Source organism: Bacteroides sp. A1C1, from assembly GCF_004328515.1.
Lineage (GTDB): Bacteria > Bacteroidota > Bacteroidia > Bacteroidales > Bacteroidaceae > Bacteroides > Bacteroides uniformis.
In genome coordinates this window covers 1,592,807-1,613,124 of the sequence record NZ_CP036491.1, presented here as the reverse complement: position 1 = coordinate 1,613,124, position 20,318 = coordinate 1,592,807, and the positions used below count along the sequence as shown (strand labels likewise).

The 20,318-nt window shown below is 49.4% G+C and carries 22 protein-coding genes; 7 read left to right on the top strand and 15 right to left on the bottom strand.

The genetic code is table 11. From position 1 onward, the window contains the following. Nucleotides 1–35: 35 nt before the first annotated feature. From EYA81_RS06760 to efp, 7 genes are all read right to left on the bottom strand, one after another. Nucleotides 36–248, bottom strand: coding sequence for a hypothetical protein (locus EYA81_RS06760; RefSeq protein WP_008662841.1), 213 nt, complete (start codon nt 246–248; stop codon nt 36–38). A 99-nt stretch (nt 249–347) separates the two neighbouring features. Continuing rightward, on the bottom strand, nt 348–2,204 hold the full coding sequence (locus EYA81_RS06755) for a ChbG/HpnK family deacetylase (protein WP_131225545.1): 1,857 nt from the start codon (nt 2,202–2,204) through the stop codon (nt 348–350). 41 nt (nt 2,205–2,245) lie between these two features. After that, nucleotides 2,246–3,010 carry a UDP-2,3-diacylglucosamine diphosphatase gene (locus tag EYA81_RS06750; protein ID WP_005824878.1) on the bottom strand — a complete coding sequence of 255 codons (765 nt, stop codon included), beginning with the start codon at nt 3,008–3,010 and terminating at the stop codon, nt 2,246–2,248. A gap of 39 nt (nt 3,011–3,049) precedes the next feature. Then, a complete protein-coding gene (locus EYA81_RS06745) occupies nt 3,050–3,361 on the bottom strand; it encodes a metal-sulfur cluster assembly factor (RefSeq protein WP_005824875.1) in 312 nt (103 codons plus the stop codon). A gap of 349 nt (nt 3,362–3,710) precedes the next feature. Beyond that, on the bottom strand, nt 3,711–4,397 hold the full coding sequence (radC, locus tag EYA81_RS06740; RefSeq protein ID WP_005825180.1) for a DNA repair protein RadC: 687 nt from the start codon (nt 4,395–4,397) through the stop codon (nt 3,711–3,713). 31 nt (nt 4,398–4,428) lie between these two features. After that, on the bottom strand, nt 4,429–5,418 hold the full coding sequence (locus EYA81_RS06735) for a glycosyltransferase family 2 protein (RefSeq protein ID WP_131225544.1): 990 nt from the start codon (nt 5,416–5,418) through the stop codon (nt 4,429–4,431). A gap of 144 nt (nt 5,419–5,562) precedes the next feature. Beyond that, nucleotides 5,563–6,129 carry an elongation factor P gene (gene efp, locus EYA81_RS06730; protein ID WP_005825176.1) on the bottom strand — a complete coding sequence of 189 codons (567 nt, stop codon included), beginning with the start codon at nt 6,127–6,129 and terminating at the stop codon, nt 5,563–5,565. A gap of 194 nt (nt 6,130–6,323) precedes the next feature. Between efp and rpmH the strand changes: the two genes are divergently transcribed. The 7 genes from rpmH to EYA81_RS06695 all read left to right on the top strand — a co-directional run bounded on the left by rpmH (nt 6,324) and on the right by EYA81_RS06695 (nt 11,647). After that, nucleotides 6,324–6,485 carry a 50S ribosomal protein L34 gene (rpmH, locus tag EYA81_RS06725; RefSeq protein ID WP_004292199.1) on the top strand — a complete coding sequence of 54 codons (162 nt, stop codon included), beginning with the start codon at nt 6,324–6,326 and terminating at the stop codon, nt 6,483–6,485. Between the two features lie 170 nt (nt 6,486–6,655). Beyond that, on the top strand, nt 6,656–7,303 hold the full coding sequence (locus EYA81_RS06720; RefSeq protein WP_117600267.1) for a PASTA domain-containing protein: 648 nt from the start codon (nt 6,656–6,658) through the stop codon (nt 7,301–7,303). Nucleotides 7,304–7,356: 53 nt separating this feature from the next. Next, on the top strand, nt 7,357–8,427 hold the full coding sequence (locus EYA81_RS06715; protein ID WP_005834741.1) for an RluA family pseudouridine synthase: 1,071 nt from the start codon (nt 7,357–7,359) through the stop codon (nt 8,425–8,427). Next, nucleotides 8,424–9,404 (top strand): D-alanine--D-alanine ligase, encoded by a 981-nt coding sequence (locus tag EYA81_RS06710; protein WP_131225543.1) that lies wholly within the window; start codon nt 8,424–8,426, stop codon nt 9,402–9,404. Before EYA81_RS06715 ends, EYA81_RS06710 begins: the two co-directional genes overlap by 4 nt. Nucleotides 9,405–9,416: 12 nt before the next feature. Continuing rightward, nucleotides 9,417–10,574, top strand: coding sequence for a hypothetical protein (locus tag EYA81_RS06705; protein ID WP_044467601.1), 1,158 nt, complete (start codon nt 9,417–9,419; stop codon nt 10,572–10,574). A gap of 4 nt (nt 10,575–10,578) precedes the next feature. Next, the gene (locus EYA81_RS06700; RefSeq protein WP_117965571.1) at nt 10,579–11,247 is read left to right on the top strand and encodes a NigD-like C-terminal domain-containing protein; all 669 of its coding nucleotides are present in this window, start codon (nt 10,579–10,581) and stop codon (nt 11,245–11,247) included. A 13-nt stretch (nt 11,248–11,260) separates the two neighbouring features. After that, nucleotides 11,261–11,647: a rhodanese-like domain-containing protein gene (locus EYA81_RS06695; RefSeq protein ID WP_016272508.1), complete on the top strand. Its 387-nt coding sequence runs from the start codon at nt 11,261–11,263 to the stop codon at nt 11,645–11,647. A 140-nt stretch (nt 11,648–11,787) separates the two neighbouring features. On the opposite strand, the gene EYA81_RS06690 is transcribed toward EYA81_RS06695, so the two are convergent. The 8 genes from EYA81_RS06690 to bamA all read right to left on the bottom strand — a co-directional run bounded on the left by EYA81_RS06690 (nt 11,788) and on the right by bamA (nt 20,272). Further along, nucleotides 11,788–12,741, bottom strand: a complete 954-nt coding sequence (locus EYA81_RS06690) for an acetylornithine carbamoyltransferase (protein ID WP_005825157.1) — start codon at nt 12,739–12,741, stop codon at nt 11,788–11,790. Between the two features lie 44 nt (nt 12,742–12,785). Continuing rightward, a complete protein-coding gene (locus EYA81_RS06685; RefSeq protein WP_131225542.1) occupies nt 12,786–14,033 on the bottom strand; it encodes a glutamate-5-semialdehyde dehydrogenase in 1,248 nt (415 codons plus the stop codon). Between the two features lie 67 nt (nt 14,034–14,100). After that, nucleotides 14,101–15,180, bottom strand: coding sequence for a glutamate 5-kinase (gene proB / locus EYA81_RS06680; protein WP_087332249.1), 1,080 nt, complete (start codon nt 15,178–15,180; stop codon nt 14,101–14,103). Next, nucleotides 15,170–15,409, bottom strand: coding sequence for a DUF2007-related protein (locus EYA81_RS06675; protein ID WP_008662868.1), 240 nt, complete (start codon nt 15,407–15,409; stop codon nt 15,170–15,172). Before EYA81_RS06675 ends, proB begins: the two co-directional genes overlap by 11 nt. A 75-nt stretch (nt 15,410–15,484) precedes the next feature. Beyond that, nucleotides 15,485–16,324 carry a glutamate racemase gene (gene murI, locus EYA81_RS06670; protein ID WP_131225541.1) on the bottom strand — a complete coding sequence of 280 codons (840 nt, stop codon included), beginning with the start codon at nt 16,322–16,324 and terminating at the stop codon, nt 15,485–15,487. 109 nt (nt 16,325–16,433) lie between these two features. Continuing rightward, entirely contained in the window at nt 16,434–16,940 is a 507-nt protein-coding gene (locus EYA81_RS06665; protein ID WP_005834750.1) for an OmpH family outer membrane protein, read from the bottom strand. A gap of 128 nt (nt 16,941–17,068) precedes the next feature. Continuing rightward, a complete protein-coding gene (locus EYA81_RS06660) occupies nt 17,069–17,584 on the bottom strand; it encodes an OmpH family outer membrane protein (RefSeq protein ID WP_005834752.1) in 516 nt (171 codons plus the stop codon). Between the two features lie 48 nt (nt 17,585–17,632). After that, nucleotides 17,633–20,272 carry an outer membrane protein assembly factor BamA gene (gene bamA / locus EYA81_RS06655; protein ID WP_131225540.1) on the bottom strand — a complete coding sequence of 880 codons (2,640 nt, stop codon included), beginning with the start codon at nt 20,270–20,272 and terminating at the stop codon, nt 17,633–17,635. Between the last annotated feature and the right edge of the window lie 46 nt (nt 20,273–20,318).

Here is a 20,318-nt window from a genome sequence, read left to right as displayed (position 1 = left end):
TGTGAGAATCTGTGCTATCTGTGGTGGCTGTCAATTTATTCCTTAAGGTCCTTCTTTATAATTTCATCCATCTCCCGGATACGTTTCTCCCGTTCCTTGGCGGATTTTATTTTCTGGTCCTTGTATCCGGTATCTGTCCGTTCGGAGACCTCTTCGCTCCATTCCTCGAATTCATCCGTTGCCGGACGTCCGTGCGGGTCTATGTTCTCTTCGGCAATCGGGTCGTTTCTGTAAATCATATCATCCATGACGCTAATGTTTTTAATGTTATGATATTACTACAACCATGCCGGGAAAAAGTTCCGGTGACCTTCACTTTTTTGTAATCATTTATAAGAATAAACGTTTTATAGCGCGGGCAGCAGGTACTTCCATATTAGATTCAGCTCTGCCTGCATGTCGGGGATGTTGGCGGTGACGGCAATGACGGCATCCTTGTCCGGCAACACCAGTATGTATTGTCCGTTGGCACCATCGGCACGGTAGGCGTTGTGGCGGCAGCGCCACATCTGGTAGCTGTAGCCCTGCAGCCAGTCGCTTGTCTTGGCGCTCATCTTCGCTTTCTTCAGCATCTCCGGTTTCATGCCGGCGGGCAGTGAGGGCACTTGGCAGGCAGATGCCTCCTTTACCCATTTTTCGGGCAGAATCTGCTGTCCGTTCCAGTTTCCTTTCTGCAGGAACAGTTGTCCCATCTTGGCAAGGTCTTCCGTTTTGAGGTACAACCCCCAGCCTCCGGTATTGATGCCTTGCGGGCTTTCCTGCCACCGGGCGTTGACGATGCCAAGCGGGCGGAACAGACGGGGATAGAGATAATCCACCACTTTCTCGCCCGTCACTTTCTGTACGATGGCTGAGAGCATGTAGGTTCCCAGGCTGTTGTAGGTGTAGAAGGTACCGGGCTTGTGCTCCACGGGGAAGGCAAGGAACTCCTGCACCCAATCGGCGTCCGCCTTTTTGCGTACCGTTCCGGTGGGGTCGGTGTCGTGCCCGCAGTTCATGGTCAGCAGGTCGCGTACGGTCATGGCTGCCAGATTTTCGCTGACGGTTGCCGGAAGCTTGTCGGGGAAGAAGGAGATGACCTTGTCCGTCAGCTTCAGCCTGCCTTCGGAGGCGGCAAGTCCCACGGCGGTGGCGGTGAATGTCTTGCTGACGGAGTTCAGGATGTGAGGCTTATCCTCTTTCCCTTCGCCCATCCATTCTTCGGCAATGACATTGCCGTGTTGCACAATCATGATACTGTGCAGGTCTTGTCCGGCTTTCTTTACGGCATCCAGATATCTGTTCATGGCCTTGTCCAGCTCCGGAGTAGCGGCGGTGCGGGGCAGGCCCTTGGTCAGTTGGTTGATGGAAATCAGCTTTATGCCTTTGTCCTCAATGGCTTTCCGGACATGGGGGCTTGTCAGCAGGTCGGTCACTCCCTGGCGGTCCAGCGCCACGTCCTCATATCCGACGTGGAAGACGGTTTTCATTTCATCGTTGTCCAGTGCCGGGTGGTCTAAGAAAAGGTAGCGCTGGCCCGGCTGCAACTTCTCCAATGCTTTGATGAAGCTGGCCTCCTTTTCTTCGGCGGTTCTTTTGGGGCCGTCGTATCCGATGTAGGTAAACCGGTAGTCCTTGGAGGAGTCCATGCGGTCGATGGACGGCAGGTTGTATTCTTTGGCGAGCCGTTGCACCAGCTCGTTCACTTCTTTGCTGAAACCGGTGGAGAGCATGTGTCCGGACAGATGGCTGAGTTGCGGAATGCTTTTCAGCGTCGTCTCTATCTGCGCGCGGAACTCCTGCTCTATCTCCTTGATGTCCCATTTCTGCTCCATGATGGACTGTCCCGGATAGGCGGGGTTAGGGGACATCATCGGGTAGAAATAGCCGTTCTCGTCCGTCAGGCTGGGGCAGTGGGTCAGCGGACGCCACTTCACGTTCTCCCACTCGCTGGTGATGACGAGGTGCAGGCCGACGTCCAGTCCCGGATTTTCTTTCAGCATCTTGATGGCTTCCGGATACCAGGCTGCTACGGGCATCACTTCCACGCTGCGGGCAATACCCGAGCGGTAGGTCTGGATGCAGGCTTCGTTGACGGAATGCAGGGCACCGAGATCGTCAATGCGGATGACAAGTGTCGGGGCGCCGGATTGTCCCCATACCGGCAATGCTCCTGCTGCGAGCAGGCATCCGGCAATCATGTTTTTCAGTCTTAAAGGTTTCATGGGTGGTAATGGTATGATGGTTAACAGTTTGGAAATGCGGGTTATAGCTTCGTCTCTCCCTCCACAAAATTCTCAAGGAAGAGGTTCTCGCCGTCAAAGACGGCGTACGAGAAGTAGTTTATCCAGTCGCCGAGGATGAGGATGCGGGCGGTACTGCTCAGCATTAGGTCCAGTTCGATGTGGCGGTGACCGTAGATGAAGTAGTTGATGTTGGGATGGCTTTTCAGGTATTCCTTGGTGTAGAGCACCAGGTATTCGTTGTTTTCTCCCATGTATGCGGGTTCTTTCCCGTCTATGCGTTTCAAGCGGCTGTGCTTGGCCCAGTTCAGTCCCAGCTCCATGCTCCAGCGGGGGTGCAGGGCAGAGAACAGCGTCTGTAGGGTACGGCTGCGGAACATGGCGCGCAGCATCTTGAACTTCTTGTCCGGGTCGCCTAGCCCGTCACCGTGGGCAAGGTAGAACTCTTTTCCGAAGATTTCGGTGGTCAGCGGTTCGCGGTGTATCATGACGCCGCACTCCTTGGTCAGATAGTCGCCGCACCAAAGGTCATGGTTTCCCGTGAAAAAGTGGACTTCTACTCCCAGGTCGGTCAGTTCGGACAGCTTGCCCAGAAAGCGGGTGTATCCTTTGGGCACTACGGTACGGAATTCGTACCAGAAGTCGAACATGTCTCCCAGCAGGTATACGGCCGATGCCTTGTGCTTGATGCTGTCCAAGAAGTTGACCAGCCTCCGTTCTTGGGTTCGTCCGTGTTCGATGGCTCGTGAGCCCAGGTGAGCATCCGAGAGGAAATATACATTCTTCATTTTCAACTTTCCATTTTCAACTTTGAACTTTCAACTGATTTAAAGGAATCCCAGCTCCAGTTTCGCTTCTTCGCTCATCATGTCCTTGTCCCACTCGGGTTCGAAAACGAGATTGATGGTGGCGGAGGTTACGCCGTCGATGGATTCCACCTTCTGGCGCACATCTTCCATGATGAAGTCGGCTGCCGGACAGTTGGGGGCAGTCAGCGTCATGTCGATGGAGGCTTCTCCCTGGTCGGAGACGTCTATTTTGTAAATCAGTCCCAGGTCGTATACATTTACCGGTATTTCCGGGTCGAATACGGTCTTGAGCATGGAGACTATTTTCTCTTCTATTTCAAATTTGGTCATATTCGTAGGGTTTTATATATAGGTTTTCAAAGAACAAAGCTATGGAATTTAATTGAAAATGCAAAGGAACGCCCTCCTTTTCATTACTTCGGGGAGGGTTTGACGGTGGGTGAACATGCTTCACCTTCTGGGGGAACTCCCTTTACCCCTGGGGAAACTCCTTTTACAATACGCGGTAAAGGTCTTTACAATATGGGGTAAAGGACGTTACAATATAGGGTAAATACGTTTACATACTGTGGTAACGGCTTTTACATTGGCTGGTAAATAGCAGGTAAATACAATGTGCTGATAGTTAGTGTTATGACCGCTTTTGTCTTTCGTATAGTATGTCCGTAACTTGGATTATTTATAGCAATCCTTCGTCGTTGAAGCTGTAATGGCTTCCGTCCGTGACGATGACGTGGTCGGTCAGGTGTATGTTCATGGTTTGGGCGGCTTTCCTCACGAGTTCCGTCAGCCGCTGGTCGTCGTTACTGGGGTGCGGGTTGCCGGAGGGATGGTTGTGGATAAGGGCTATCTGTGTGGCGCGTTGCAGCAGGGCTTCGCGCAGGATGCTGCGTACGTCGGCGGTAGTCTGGTCGATGCCGCCGCGGCTGATGCGTACCTTGTCTATCACTTTGGCGGCGTGGTTCATAAGCAGTACCCAGAATTCTTCTGTGGCAAGGTCGCAGAGCAGGGGATGGAACAGCTCGTAGATGTCGGCGGAAGAGCGGATGGCGGTACGTCCGGAGCGTTCCTGCAGCTTGCGGCGTTTGCCCAGTTCCAGGGATGCCATGACGGTGATGCTTTTGGCGGGGCCCATGCCTTTGAATCGGGAGAAGTCCCGCACCTCCCATTTGCCCAGGCGGTTGAGGTCGTTGCCGCAGGCGGCGAGTATGCGCTGCATCAGTGTCACGGCGGTTTCTTCCGTATTGCCGGAGCCGATGAGGATGGCTAGCAGTTCGGCATCGCTCAAGGCTTCCGCCCCTTTCTGCATCATCTTTTCCCGCGGGCGGTCCTCTGCAGCCCACTGGTTGATATTCAGTTTCTCCATATCATCCCTAATCCTTAACCCCTAATCCTCCTTATTTGTAAAAGTTCTTTTTGAATGCCTCGAACTCGTCCTTGCCAAGTATGCAGCGGTTCCACCAGGCGCGCAGGAACCCCGTCCCGTATCCGATGAGCTGGATGAAGGAGGCGGCGACGGAGTAGAGCCCGATGCTGAGGCTACGGTTCCGGATAGTGGAATCGATGCATACCAGAAGCGCATAAAGAGCGATGGGCAGCAGGCTGTACGGACAGAAGAGCGTTCCCAGCAGGAATATGGCCACTCCCAGGGTAAATGCGGCCGGCAGCAGGTGGACGAGCTTCAGCGATTCCGGATACTTCTTGTACAGATTGATGCGGGCAATCCCGGAATTGTGTACCTGCTTGAAGAACTTCCGAAAGTCTGTCCGGCGCTTATGGTATACCCAGGCACCGGGGAACAGCCGGCATGTATATCCTCCCTTGAAGATTCGGATGCTGAAGTCGATGTCCTCCCCGAAGCGCATCCGCGAGAATCCGCCCAGGGCTTGGTACACTTCCTGCCGCACACCCATGTTGAAGCTGCGCGGATAGAACTTGTCCATCTTCTTCTTCCCCCCACGGATACCGCCGGTGGTGAAGAAGGAGGTCATGGAGTAGTTGATGGCTTTCTGTATGTTTGTGAATGATTCGTGCGCGCGGTCGGGGCCTCCGAAGGCATCGGCGGCTTCGTGCTGCAGCTCTTCTTCCACAGCAAGGAAATAACCTTCGGGCAGGATGCAGTCCGAATCCAGTATTATCAGGTATTCGCCCTTGCTTCGTTCCGCCCCGTAGTTACGGGTCTGCCCGGGGCCGGAGTTGGGCTTGTCATAATAATGCACGTCCAATAGTTCCTGATACTTCTCTGTGACCGGCTTGCAGGGGATGGAGGAGCCGTCCTCCACCACAATCACTTCAAAATCCTTGAAACTTTGCTGCGTCAGGCTTTGCAGCAGTTCGTCTACCTCATCGGGGCGGTTGTATACGGGGATGATGACGGAGTATCTCATGGGTATGGCTCTATGTTTTGGTTATCTCCGCAAAGATATATCATTTAAGCTTTGCAGATGAATAAATGGAAAAAAAATCCCCGGATGCCAAGTGGAGCACCGGGGATGATATGAAAAGGGCATTTGCCTGATTTCCAAAAGGGATTATGCTTTTACGCGGCTTACGTAAGAACCGTCGCGCGTATCGATTTCGATAGTCTCGCCTTCGTTGATGAACAAAGGAACGCGGACCGTTGCACCTGATTCTACCGTAGCGGGCTTCAGCGTGTTGGTGGCTGTGTCGCCTTTCAGTCCCGGCTCCGTATAGGTAATCTTCTGCTGAACCTTGATGGGCACATCAGCATAGAGTACGGTTTCTGTAGAAGCGTCTGATACCACGTCTACTATCATTCCTTCGAGCAGGAAGTCAACACCGTTGATGAGGTCGTGGGCGATGGGAATTTGGTCAAAAGTCTCCTGGTTCATGAATTGGTAGTTGTCACCGTCATGATAGAGGTATTGGTGGGGACGACGTTCTACACGTACGTCTTCCAGTTTCTCACCGATGTTGAAACGGCGTTCCAGAACGTAGCCGTTCACTACGTCTTTCAGCTTGGTACGCATGAAGGTATTACCTTTTCCTGGCTTTACATGCAGGAAGTCGATGCAGAAATACAGCTTGCCATCCATGCGGATGCAAGTTCCGATTTTAATGTCTTGGGCATTAATCATACTTATAGTCTTTAATATTATTATATTGGTATTTACTTCTTTAGTGCTGGTTTGCGGGTGCAAAAGTAATGGAATTCGGTAAAAAACACAAAAACTTTTGAGAGAAAATGAGTTATCTCTTGGTTTATTTGAAAAAAGTACCTATTTTTGCAGCCCGAATTCGTGAGAATAATAACATAAAACAAGATACAGTAATGAAAAGAACATTTCAACCCTCGAACAGAAAGAGAAAGAACAAACACGGTTTCCGTGAGAGAATGGCTACAGCAAACGGCCGCAGAGTATTGGCAGCACGTCGTGCTAAAGGCAGAAAGAAACTGACTGTTTCTGACGAATACAACGGAGTAAAGGCATAATAGGCCGTTCTCGTTCGTATTAAAGAAATAAGGGAGCTGCAAAAGACTGATTCTGGTCTTTTGCAGCTTTTCTTATGTTTTGTGCCTGGTTCTCCGGAAAAAACTATTGCCAACTCCGTGTACTATGTGGTGAAAATTGTATCTTTGTCCCAAATAATGCATTATCGATTATGACAATAAAAGATTTTTTCTCTTTCCGGCAGAACCGGTTCTTCTGGGCGAACATCCTTGCGATGGCCGTTGTGGTAGTGGGATTGCTGTTCGGAGTGCTGAAAGGACTGGATATATATACCCGCCACGGCGAGGCTGTGATAGTGCCCGATGTGAAGGGCATGGGAGTGGAGGAAGCCGAGAAAATGTTCCGTAATCGCGGCTTGGTCTGCATCGTTTCGGATTCCAGTTATGTCAAGACTCTTCCTGCAGGCTGCATCCTCGAATATAATCCGGCAGCCGGACAAAAGGTAAAGGAAGGACGTACCATCTATCTTACAATCAATACGATTGAAGTCCCTCTGCACATAGTGCCCGATGTGGCGGACAACAGTTCGCTGCGGCAGGCGGAAGCGCGTATTCTGGCTTCGGGCTTCAAGCTGGCCGAGATACAGTATATTCCGGGAGAGAAGGACTGGGTGTATGGCGTGAAGTATAAGGGCCGTCAGCTTTCCATCGGCGAAAAAGTGCCTACCGGCGCAGTGCTGACGCTGATGGTGGGAGATGGGGGCGCCTTGAAGGCAGACTCCCTGGGAGTGGATTCCGTGGGAGGTACCGTTGAACCCGTGTTGTCCGAAGACTCTGCGGCAGATGAGTCCTGGTTCTGATAAACATCTGACTCCAATCGTAAATTGTAAATAGTCAAATTGTAAATGCCGTGATGATAGAAGAATTGCCGGATGATATAGATAATGATGAGCTGGACGACGTAGAGCCGGTGGGTGACGAGGCGCAACTCTATGAACACTTCCGTGTGGTGGTGGACAAGGGGCAGGAGATGATGCGGGTGGACAAGTATCTGTTCGACCGCTTGACGAACTCTTCGCGCAATCGCATCCAGAAGGCTGCCGATGCAGGCTTCGTGATGGCGAACGGCAAGGCTGTGAAAAGCAGCTATAAGGTGAAGCCGATGGATGTAATCACTGTGATGATGGACCGTCCACGCTATGAGAATGAAGTCATCCCCGAAGACATCCCCCTTGATATAGTATATGAGGACAAGTATCTGATGGTAGTGAACAAACCTGCCGGTCTGGTGGTGCACCCCGGTCATGGCAACTATCACGGTACGCTTGTCAACGCCATAGCCTGGCATATGAAGGATAATCCCGATTATGATGCCAATGACCCGCATGTGGGACTGGTGCACCGCATCGACAAGGACACCTCCGGCCTGCTGGTGATAGCCAAGACTCCGGATGCCAAGACGAATCTCGGCAACCAGTTCTTCAACAAGACGACAAAACGCCGTTACCGGGCGCTGGTCTGGGGAAATGTAGAGCAGGATGAAGGGACCGTTGTCGGCAATATCGGTCGTAATCCCAGAGACCGCATGCAGATGACCGTCCTCCCCGACGACCAGGGAAAGCATGCCGTCACCCATTACCGGGTGCTCGAACGTTTGGGATACGTCACACTGGTGGAATGTATCCTTGAAACGGGACGCACCCATCAAATCCGTGTGCACATGAAGCACATCGGACACATACTTTTCAACGACGAACGTTACGGTGGACACGAAATCCTGAAAGGAACCCACTTCGCTAAATACAAACAATTTGTAAACAACTGCTTCGACACTTGTCCGCGGCAGGCATTGCATGCCATGACGCTGGGGTTTGTGCATCCCGTCACCGGAGAAGAAATGTACTTCACTTCGGAATTGCCCGATGACATGACCCGGCTGATAGACAAATGGAGAGGCTATATCAGTAACAGAGAATTAGAATGAAACGCACGATTGCTATTGTAGCCGGAGGAGATACCTCCGAATTCCACGTCTCCCTGCGTAGTGCACAGGGGATTTACTCCTTCATCGACAAGGAGAAGTATACCTTATATATTGTAGAAATGCACGGACTGGACTGGCATGTACAGCTGCCCGACGGCGCTAAGGCTCCGGTAGACCGCAATGACTTCAGCTTCGTGCTGGATGGCGAGAAAGTGACATTCGACTTTGCCTATATTACCATCCACGGAACTCCGGGTGAGGACGGCCGTCTGCAGGGCTATTTTGATATGCTCCATATCCCTTATTCGTGTTGCGGAGTACTGGCAGCGTCGCTCACGTACGATAAGTTTGCCTGCAACCAGTATCTGAAAGGTTTCGGTGTGCGCATTGCCGAATCGTTGTTGCTGCGCGGCGGACAGTCGGTAACGGATGAAGATGTGATGGAGAAAATCGGTCTGCCTTGCTTCATTAAGCCCAGCTTGGGAGGTTCCAGCTTCGGCGTGACCAAGGTGACGGTGAAAGAGCAGATACAACCTGCCATAGCCAAGGCATTTGCGGAAGCGCAGGAAGTACTGGTGGAGGCCTTTATGGACGGAACCGAGATTACCTGCGGCTGTTACAAAACAAAAGACAAGTCCGTAGTGTTCCCCATTACGGAGGTGGTGAGCCACAACGAGTACTTCGATTATGAAGCTAAGTATAATGGTGCGTCTGACGAGATTACTCCCGCCCGCATCTCGGACGATTTGACCCGCCGGGTGCAGACGCTGACTTCTGCCATTTATGATATACTTGGGGCCTACGGCATTATCCGTGTGGACTATATCATTACCGAAGGGGAAAAAATCAATCTGCTGGAGGTGAATACCACCCCCGGAATGACTGCCACCAGCTTTATTCCCCAGCAGGTTCGTGCTGCCGGAATGGAGATGAAGGATGTAATGACAGATATTATAGAAAACAAGTTTAAGGATTAATCATTATTCATTATGAATGCGAACGTAGAATTTGATGAAATCCGTCCTTATCATGATGAGGAACTTCCTCAAGTCTATGAGGAACTGATTGCCGATGCGGCGTTCCGACAGGCAGTGGATACAGTGATGCCTGGTGTACCTTTTGAAGTCTGGTCGCAGAAAATGCGCGCGTGTAAAACCAAACTGGAATTTCAGAAGACCTTCTGCTATGGGCTTCTGTGGAAGCTGGCGAAGGAGGCTACGGATGGATTGACTTTGGACCATACCGCGTTGCCGGCAGACAAGTCGGCGGCGTATACCTATATCTCCAATCATCGCGACATTATTCTCGATTCCGGTTTCTTGTCCATTCTTTTGGTAGACCAGGGTATGGATACGGTAGAGATAGCCATTGGCGACAACCTGCTTGTCTATCCGTGGATTAAGAAATTCGTGCGTGTCAACAAGTCCTTCATTGTGCTGCGTGCGTTGACCATGCGCCAGATGCTGGAGGCTTCCGCACGCATGTCCCGCTATATGCATTATACCATCAGTGAGAAGAAACAGTCTATCTGGATTGCACAACGTGAAGGGCGTGCCAAGGATTCCAACGACCGCACGCAGGACAGTGTGCTGAAGATGCTGGCAATAGGCGGTGAAGGCGACGTCATTGACCGCTTAATGGAAATGAATATAGCTCCGCTTGCCATTTCCTATGAATACGACCCTTGCGACTTCCTGAAAGCGCAGGAGTTCCAACTGAAACGGGACATTGAAGGCTATAAGAAAACGACGGCTGACGACTTGCTGAATATGCAGACCGGACTGTTCGGCTATAAAGGGCGGGTACATTTCCAGACGGGTGCCTGCATGAATGATGAATTGGCGAAGATAGACCGCTCGCTTCCGAAGCCCGAACTCTTTGCACGCATGTCTGCACTGATAGACAAACGCATTCATGCCAGCTACCGGATGTATCCCAATAATTATGTGGCGCACGACCTTCTCGAGGGGAAGGAGGATTTTTCCGGCCATTACACTGCCGGGGATAAGCAGCGCTTCACGGCCTATATAGAACAACAGTTGGAGCGTATCTCCATTCCTAATAAGGACGTGGACTTCCTGCGCGGAAAAATGCTGCTGATGTATGCCAACCCGTTGAAGAATTATCTGGCGGCTATAAAAGAATGAATACATGAAGAAGTACTGTGATTGGTGGCTTTTGCCTTTGTTGGCCTGTCTGTTGACTGGTTGTGGCGATGATGATTATCATTATCCTTCCGTGAAGCTGGAGTTCCTGACTGCCTTTTCGGGGGCTGACGGCTATCTGCAGTCTGTTGTGACGGATGAAGGGGAAACCTTGCCGGTAGTGGAGGACAAGACAAAGACGAACATAGAGGCAAACGCCTCGGTACGTGTCATCAGTAATTATGCTTCGGAGGTAACTGCCGATGGAACTGCCGGTGCGGTGCTGTATGCCTTGAGCGGTGTTCTTTCTGTCGCTCCCCAAACGGCTGACAAGTTCGAGGAGGGCGTCAGGACAGACCCTACTGATGTGCTGGGTATCTGGATGGGACTCGACTATCTCAATATGACACTGATAGTCAAGGAGAATGGTGAGCATAAGTTCCATTTTGTTGAGGATGAAGTGATTGTGGATACTGCTATCGGGTGTAGTGAAGTATATCTGACGCTGTATCATGACGCAAAGGAGGAGGTAGTGTCTTATACCAGACGTGCCTACGCTTCCGTACCTTTGCGGCAGTATGCGGCAGTGGGTATACAGAAGGTTATGGTTCATTTCAGTGTGCACACTTATTCCGGTGACATCAAGACTTACGATTTTGTTTATAACCCTGACTAAAATGAAATATTCGATGAAGACATTGTTCGCGGGCCTTTGCCTCGTTTTTACCACCCTCTTTTCCTGCCAGCAGAAGGAGGGACAGTTCAAGTCTGTTTCGGTAGATGACTTTTCCACATTGATAGCCAATCCGGAGGTGCAGCTTCTGGATGTGCGTACTGTTGCCGAATACTCGGAAGGACACGTGCCCTACAGTATCAATATCAATGTGCTGGATGAGTCGTTTGAAACGATGGCCGACTCCACTCTGCAGAAGGACAAACCGGTTGCAGTATATTGTCGTAGTGGTAAGCGTAGTAAAAAGGCCGCTGCCATACTGAGCAAAAAAGGATATATAATCTATGACCTTGACAAAGGTTTCATCGGTTGGGAAGAAGCGGGCAAGGAAGTGGAAAAGTAATAGCGGTGCAGCTGAAATGCATTTGCTATAATTTCTTTTTAGGCGCGGATTACGCGGATTTCACGGAAAAATTTAAGAAAAGAATCCGCGTTTTCCGCGTAATCCGCTCCTAAAAAGAATAAAGTAGTCTTGTCCTCTGGTTAGAGGCTTTCAAGCAGTCTCTTCAGCACCACTGTTGCTGAAATCTCCCGGTTGGCCGCTTCGGGGATTACGATGGACTGCGGGCTTTCTATCACATCATCCGTCACAATCATGTTACGTCGAACCGGCAGGCAGTGCATGAAGTAGGCATTGTTGGTAACGGCCATCTGGCGCTCGCCTACTGTCCAGGTGCGGTCTTTGCTCAATATTTGTCCGTAGTTGTCGCCTGTATAGGCCGCCCAGTTCTTGGCATAGACAAAATCGGCTCCTTCAAAAGCTTTCATCTGGTCATATTCTACGCGGGCATTTCCTACGAACTTGGGGTCGAGTTCATAACCTTCGGGATGTGTAATCACAAAGTCATAATCAGTTGCATTCATCCATTCGGCAAAGGAGTTGGGGACAGCCTGGGGCAATGGACGCGGATGTGGAGCCCATGTCATCACTACTTTGGGGCGTGCCGTCTTCTTATATTCCTCAATGGTTATCAGGTCGGCAAAACTCTGCAGCGGATGGCGTGTGGCAGCCTCCATGGAGAATACCGGCCGACCGGAATGCTTGATGAACTGCTCCAGTATCACTTCGTTGTAATCGTCTTCCTTATTTTCGAAGCGTGCAAAAGAACGTACGCCGATGACGTCGCAATAGCAGCCCATCACGGGAATGGCTTCCAGTAAGTGTTCCGGTTTGTCACCGTCCATGATGACACCACGCTCTGTCTCCAGTTTCCAGGCTCCCTGGTTGATGTCCAGTACAATTACGTTCATGCCCAGATTCAATGCAGCCTTCTGTGTACTGAGGCGGGTACGCAGGCTGGAGTTGAAGAAAATCATCATCAGCGTTTTGTTACGTCCCAGTTCCACATATTTGAAACGGTCTTTTTTAATCTCGAATGCTTCGTCCAGTGCAGACTTTAGGTTACCGATGTCCTGCACGCAAGTAAAGTTCTTCATATTTACAGTCTTTTTAGTGTATCTATATCTTTGTTATTCGGCTGTCAAGGTCTGGTCTGTCCGGAACCTTCGACAATCCATTTGTATGTGGTGATTTCTTCCAGAGCCATCGGACCGCGGGCGTGCAGCTTCTGTGTGCTGATGCCGATCTCGGCACCGAGCCCGAATTGTGCGCCGTCGGTGAAAGAGGTCGGCGCATTGACGTATACACAAGCAGCGTCCACTTCCCGACAGAACCATTCGGCACGTGTCTTGTCGTCCGTAATGATGCATTCGCTATGTTTGGAACCGTACTTCCGGATATGTGCCAATGCTTCCTGGAAAGAATTCACGGTTTTAATGGCTATCTTGTAGTCCAGGAACTCTCTGCCGTAGCAGTCTTCAGTGGCAAGTCTCAACAGCTCGACGGGATATTTGTCACGCAGACTGTGGTAGGCGGGTTCATCGGCAAATATCTCTACATTGCTTGATTGCAGAGGCAGGCATAGGTCGGGCAAATTAGCCAGGCTGTCGGCTTCGATAATCAGGCAATCCAAAGCGTTGCATACACTGACCCGGCGTGTCTTTGCATTGGCAATGATAGATGGACCTATGCTTATATCGCCATAGCGGTCGAAGAACGTATGGCATACGCCGGCACCTGTCTCTATAACCGGTACTGTGGCATTCTGGCGTACGAAGTTTATCAGGCTGCTGCTGCCGCGCGGAATTATCAAATCTACATAATCGTTGGCATGCAGTAGTTCGGCAGTCGCCTCTCTGTCGGCAGGAAGCAGTTCCACGATATGTGTATCTATGTTGAAATGCTCCAGTACCTCGTGTATCACGCTGATTATGGCACGGTTGGAATAGTCTGCATCGCTTCCGCCTTTCAGAATACAGGCATTGCCGCTTTTAAGGCAGAGTGAGAATACATCGAAACTGACGTTGGGACGGGCTTCGTAGATAATGCCTATGACACCGAAAGGTACACTGACCCTTTTTATCTTCAATCCGTTGGGTAATACGTTCTCTTTAAGGACTTTTCCCAAAGGAGAAGGGAGGGCGGCTACGTTGCGGATGTCCGCAGCGATGTCCTGCAAACGGCTTTTTGTCAGTTTCAGGCGGTCGTATTTAGGGTCGGTAGAAGGCATACGCTCCAAATCCTTCTGGTTTTCACTCAGAATGAAGTCTGTTTTGTTTATGGCAGCGTCTGCAACAGCCAGTAATATTTGATTGATTTCTTTGTCGCTCAACGCTAACATGTTACGGCTGGCATCTTGTACGGCGACAAAAGTTTTGTTTAAGTTCATTTTTTTATTGAATATAGAGTGATAAATATGCAAGTATATATATCGTGGGATAGTATCCGTCTGTGGCTTATTCTATATATAGGTAGTCGTAGTGCACTACGGGTTTCTTTCCATGTTTTCCCATCGTTTCCCGTGCCTGGCTGGAGTCACAGTTGGCTTTTCCCACACCGATGGGTTTACCGCCGAAGTCGATAATCCGTACGATGTCGTCCTTCTCGAACTCGCCTATAACGTCAGTGATACCTACCGGTAGGATGCTTACTGCTTTGTCCGAGAAGAGCAGTTCGGTGGCACAATGATTGATGTGCAGTTCCCCTTTGGCAAACCCTTCGCTGTGTGCAATCCATTTCTTGATGCTCGATACCGGTTCCGGAGACGGAATGAAACGGGTATAGTTTAATTCTTCATTCTTCATTATTTTCACGAGGATGTTGTCCCGCTTCCCGTTGGCTATGATTACTGTGATGCCCTCATCCGCCACTTTGCGGGCAATGTTGGTTTTTGTCAGCATGCCGCCGCGTCCGAAGCTGGATTTGGAAGTTTGTATGTAGGAGGAGAGATCTTTGCCTTGTTCTATTTCACGGATGACTTGAGAATTCGGGTCGGCGGGTGAACCGTTGTAGATACCGTCTATATTGCTGAGAATGATTAGTGCCTGGGCATCCATCATGGAGGCTATCAGGCCGGACAGCTCATCGTTGTCAGTGAACATCAGTTCACTCACGGAGATGGTGTCGTTCTCATTGACAATGGGAATGACGCCGTTCTCCAGCATTACGGTCATACAGTTTTTCTGGTTGAGGTAATGGCGGCGGGTGGAAAAGTTCTCTTTCATTGTGAGCACTTGTCCCACGGGGATGCCATGCTCCCGGAACAGCTCGTAGTAACGGTTGATGAGTTTGGCCTGCCCTACAGCGGAAAAGAGCTGGCGCTGGTCTACGCTGTCCAACTTCTTGGTGGGGCGCACTTCGCTACGTCCCGAAGCAACGGCTCCGGAAGAAACAAGTATTATTTCTATGCCGGCCTTGTGCAGCTCGGCTATCTGGTCCACCAAAGCGGACATACGGGTGACGTCGAGAGTGCCGTCACGACGTGTCAAAACATTGCTGCCTACCTTGACAGCAATTCTATTGAAATCAATCTCCATTTTCTCTCTTTTCGTATTCACGGACTACTTCCATGGCGGCTTCGTAGTCCTTCTCATTGACGAGAACGGAAACATCTACCGCAGTGGCAGGCAGTACAACGTTTACTACCATTCCGTCTTTTGTTACAGCTTCAATATCACTATTTCCCAGCAGGCTCTTTACAAGTTCTGCTTCCCACGGTGAACCGGTGAACACCTCAATGAGTTTGCTTTTATCTTCTTCTTTCATGATGGTAAGAATTTAGAGGTTTCTGTCTTACAAATATAACAAATGTTTTTGTTTTAATGTTTAATGCTGATGGATTTATAGTTCAATCCTCTCAACTCTTATCGATTCATTCAGGAAAGTGGAAGCCGATTCTGTGAATTTCTCCTCCGATTCTGTGGTGCGGTAGACGCATCTTCCACCTTTGGTGCATTTTCTGTCCATTTCCGGATGACGGTGAAGATAGTCTTTCAGACTGTCTGCCACCAGTTCCCCTTGGGTGACGGTCGTGATGCCGTCGGGCATGTATTGTTGTATCTTAGGCAGCAGCAGCGGGAAGTGCGTGCAGCCTAGAATGACGGTATCTATCTGTGTGTCTTTGGCCAGCAGGTTGTCGATGTTCTTGCGTATGAAGTAGTCGGTACCCTCACCTTGTGCCTCGTTGTTTTCTACGAGGGATACCCATAGAGGGCAGGCTTCACCGCTCACTTTGATGTCGGGGAAGAGTTTATGCACTTCCAGCGGATAGGATTCAGACTTGATGGTTCCTGCTGTGGCAAGCACTCCCACATGGCGGCTTTGGGTTATGTTCCCTATGCATTCTACGGTTGGGCGGATTACTCCCAACACACGACGCATTGGGTCGAGGCGGGGCAAATCATTCATTTGTATGTTGCGCAGGGCTTTTGCCGAAGCTGTATTGCATGCCAGGATGACGAGATGGCATCCCATCTCGAACAGTTTGGTGACTGCCTGTAAAGTGAATTCATAGACAATCTCGAACGAGCGGGTCCCGTAAGGCGCACGTGCGTTGTCGCCCAGGTAAATGTAGTCATATTGGGGAAGAGCTTCCCGTATCTTGCTTAGGATGGTCAGTCCGCCATATCCGGAATCGAATATTCCGATGGGACCGGCTGCAGAAGGTAATGTCTGTTTCATGCTTTCTAAAGACTATGTACCATGCAAAGATAATTCAAATTTCTCAGTAATGTATAAAAAATAAGCGCGGATAAAACTATCCGCGCTTGCTTTATCATAAATAATTCTATTATTTAATGCCCAATTGCGTTTTGACTTTGGCAGTTACATCAACGCTCTGTGCTCCTACGAATGGTATCGGGGTACGGGCTAAGTCGAAAATGTAGACAACACCTTCAGTTTTGCCGACAGCTTGGATGGCTTCGTCCAGTTTCTTATAGATGGGAGCCATAGCATCTTGCTGTGCTTTCTGCATACTTTGATAAGCTTCTTGTTGGAACTGTTCCTGACGTTGAGCCATATCCTGCAGCTCTTTCTGACGTCTTTCTGCAATGTTTTTCGGCAGAGAGTCGGCTTGTGCCAGGAATTCTTGGTACTTCTTTTGGAATTCTTCGTTGGTACGCTGCATTTCATCCTGGTATTTTTTAGACATGGCGTCCAAGTCAGCTTGGGCTTTGGTAAATTCAGGCATAACAGCGATTACATCTTGAGAATTCATGTGAGCGAATTTAGCTTGCGCCATAGCTCCCAGCGGGAGGGCGAACATAACTACGAGTAGTGCGATTTTTTTAAGCATAATGTTTATTATTTATTTGAATGATTATTCGTCGGGGGCAAATATAGCGCAAACTGAACGCAATACAAAATAAGCAAGCTTATTTTTAATCTTGAATGCAGTCTATATTCTGAAACAAATGTATGAAATTAATTTGAATATCCCAGTTTTGCAAGTACTTCATTGCTGACGTCAATACTTGGCGAGGCAAAAATGATACTTGATGCGGAAGCACGGTCTACAACTACCGCATATCCGTTCTGTGTAGCAATTTCCTTTACAGCATTGTATATTTCATCTTGAATGGGTTGCATCAGACTTTCACGTTTTTTATACAGTTCGCCTTCCGGACCGAAGTATTTGCGGCGTAGCTCGGCTGCCGATTTCTCTTTAGCGACAATCTCTTCTTCCTTTTTGCCTCTTTGTGTTTCAGAAAGGGAAGCAATCTGAGACTGATAGTTCTTGTACAGAGTCTTGGCTTCTTCGGAAATCTTTTCGACTTCACTCTGCCATTGTCTGGAGGCTTGTTCCAGTTGTTCATTGGCACGTTCGTAAGCAGGAATATTTTTCAGGATATATTCCATGTCAATCAAGGCGAACTTCTGTGCACCGGCTGTTATACTTACTGCAAACAGCGTAAAAAGGATCAATAAACTCTTCTTCATAACGATATTTATTTAATTGACGATGGATAATTGTCTATCGTCCATTGCTTAGAATTCTTGTCCCAGGATGAAGTGGAACTGGCTACCGCCATATTGCGAGGAACCCATTATTTTGTCGAAACCGTAAGCCCAGTCAATCCCCATCATACCAATCATCGGGAGGAAGATACGGACACCGACACCGGCTGAACGTTTCAACTCGAACGGGTTGAACTTATTGACATCATGCCATGCATTACCGGCTTCCACAAACGTTAACGCATAAATACTGGTACTTGTTTCGAGCATCAAAGGATATCTTAATTCCAGTCCGAGACGTGTATAGGCATAACCTTCAGAACCGTATGGAGTCAATGAACTGTTCTCATAACCACGAAGTGCGATACTTTCTGTAGCATAGCTGGAGTAGCCGGTCATACCGTCACCACCCACGTCAAACGTTTCGAACGGAGACTTTTTGTATTTGTTGTAATGTCCCAGCAAACCGAATTCTACACGTCCCATCAATACCGGAGTACGTTTAACGGTAATCGGATCCATTAACGGGATATAGATTTTGGATTTGAATTTCCACTTGTGGTATTCAATCCACTTGTGCATCTTGTTCATGTCTTCCTGGCTGCTGGTGCTGTACTTGCTGTAATCGGTACCGTCGAACAGAGAGAAAGGCGGTGTGATTTGTGCAGACAACGAGAACTCGGAACCTTGGCGCGGATAAATCGGGTTGTCGATAGAGCTACGGGACAAGGTCAAGTTGAGGCTGAGGTTATTACACTTACCGTTGGTAACCGGGAAGTACTGCCAGTCACTCAGAACATAGCGTTGGTAAGACAACTCGGCTGTGAATTGGAAATAGTCATCCGGCCACTTCAAGCGCTTACCGAACATCACTGCAAGACCATACATCTGGATAGATTTGTCCGGGTCGTAATAGTTCTCGTAGTTGTTGTAATTGCCGTAGTTGTACATACCGTAGCCATACATACCACTATAATAGCTGTTGTAATAGCTGTTCATGTAGGCCGAATTGTAATAACGGCTACTGATGTCGGTCTGGCGGGAATAGAAAGCCGATACGGAGAATGCATTCGGGCGTTTACCGCCAAACCACGGGTCGTAGAATGAAACGCTGTATGACTGATAGTATTTGGCATTGGTCTGGCCGCTGATGGTCAATGTCTGGCCGTCACCTTGCGGGAGGATACCGCGGTAGTTCTCACCCGGGTGAAGCAGGTTGGCCAGAGAGAAGTTAGTGAACTTCAGACTTAACTTACCGATAATACCTGTTTGTCCCCAACCGGCGGAGAACTCTACCTGGTCGTTGGCTTTGGATACAAGGTCATAACCGATGTCTACCGTGCCGTCTTCCGGTCTCGGCTGGATGTCGGGTTGGATTTGTTCGGGGTCGAAGTGTCCCATCTGCTGGATTTCACGCATGGAACGCATTAGGTCTTCACGGCTGAAGAGTTCGCCCGGACGGGTACGGAGTTCACGGCGTACTACGTTTTCATACAAACGGTCGTTACCGTTGATGCTGACTTTATTGATGGTAGCCTGGCGGCCTTCGTAGATACGCATTTCCAGGTCGATGGAGTCGCCCACGATGTTTACTTCCACCGGTTCGAGGCTGTAGAACAGATAACCGTTATTGTAGTAGAGGTTGCCGATGGCATCGTCATCGGTCATTGTACGTTCTTCAAGTAACTTTTGGTTGTAGACGTCACCCTTCTTCATCTGGAGGAGGAAGTTCAGTTGTTCGGAAGGATACAGTGTGTTACCTACCCAGGTTACATTGCGGAGGTAGTATTTCTGTCCTTCCTCAATCTGCATGAAGATGTCTACCGTGCGGTCATCGTAGGGCTTGATACTGTCTGTCACGATGATGGCGTCACGATAACCCAGTTCGTTGTATTTGTCGATAATCAGTTGTTTGTCCGCTTCGTAGTTGTCCTCAATGAATTTCTTGGTGCGGAACAGATTGAGCAGCTTGCCCTTTTCGTTTGTTTTCTTCATCACACGCTTCAGCTTCTTGGTCGTGAGGGCCTCGTTGCCTACAATGGTGATTTGATGTACTTTCACTTTCTCCTTCTTGTCGATGTCGATGTTGACAATCACTTCATTCTTCTTTTCCGGATCATCACGTTGGGTGATGATTACATCTGCATTCTTGAAGCCCTTGTCGTCAAAGTAGCGCTTTATCAGGGTCTTGGCGCGGTCCACCAGGTTAGGTGTAATCTGACCGCCCTTTATCATGCCGATTCTGCTTTCCAGGTCTTCACGCTCCGACTTCTTCACACCGTTGTAGCGTATGTCGGAAACACGCGGACGCATGGTCAGATGAATGGTCAGCCAAATTTGGTCGCCTTCAATCTTGTCTGCTGTAATTTCCACGTCAGAGAACAGACCGTGGCGCCAGTAGCGCTTACAAGCTTGTGTAATCTCGTCACCCGGCACGGTGATAGTCTGCCCTTTGGATAGTCCGGACAATCCGACAATTACATAATCTTCATAGTTCTGGGCTCCTTCGACCTTAATGTCGGCTATTTCATACTTCTTGGGGGTTCCCGAATAGAGTATAACCGGCTTTTCGGTTTCATCGGTGTTGTTTACGTCCTGTGCTGCTGTTGTCAGTGCGCAGCCGAAAAGGCAGACAAACGTTACGAGTATGGAGAAAATACGATAGTGCATCTTTTTATTTACTATTTTACAATTTACTATTTACTATTTGTGTGTC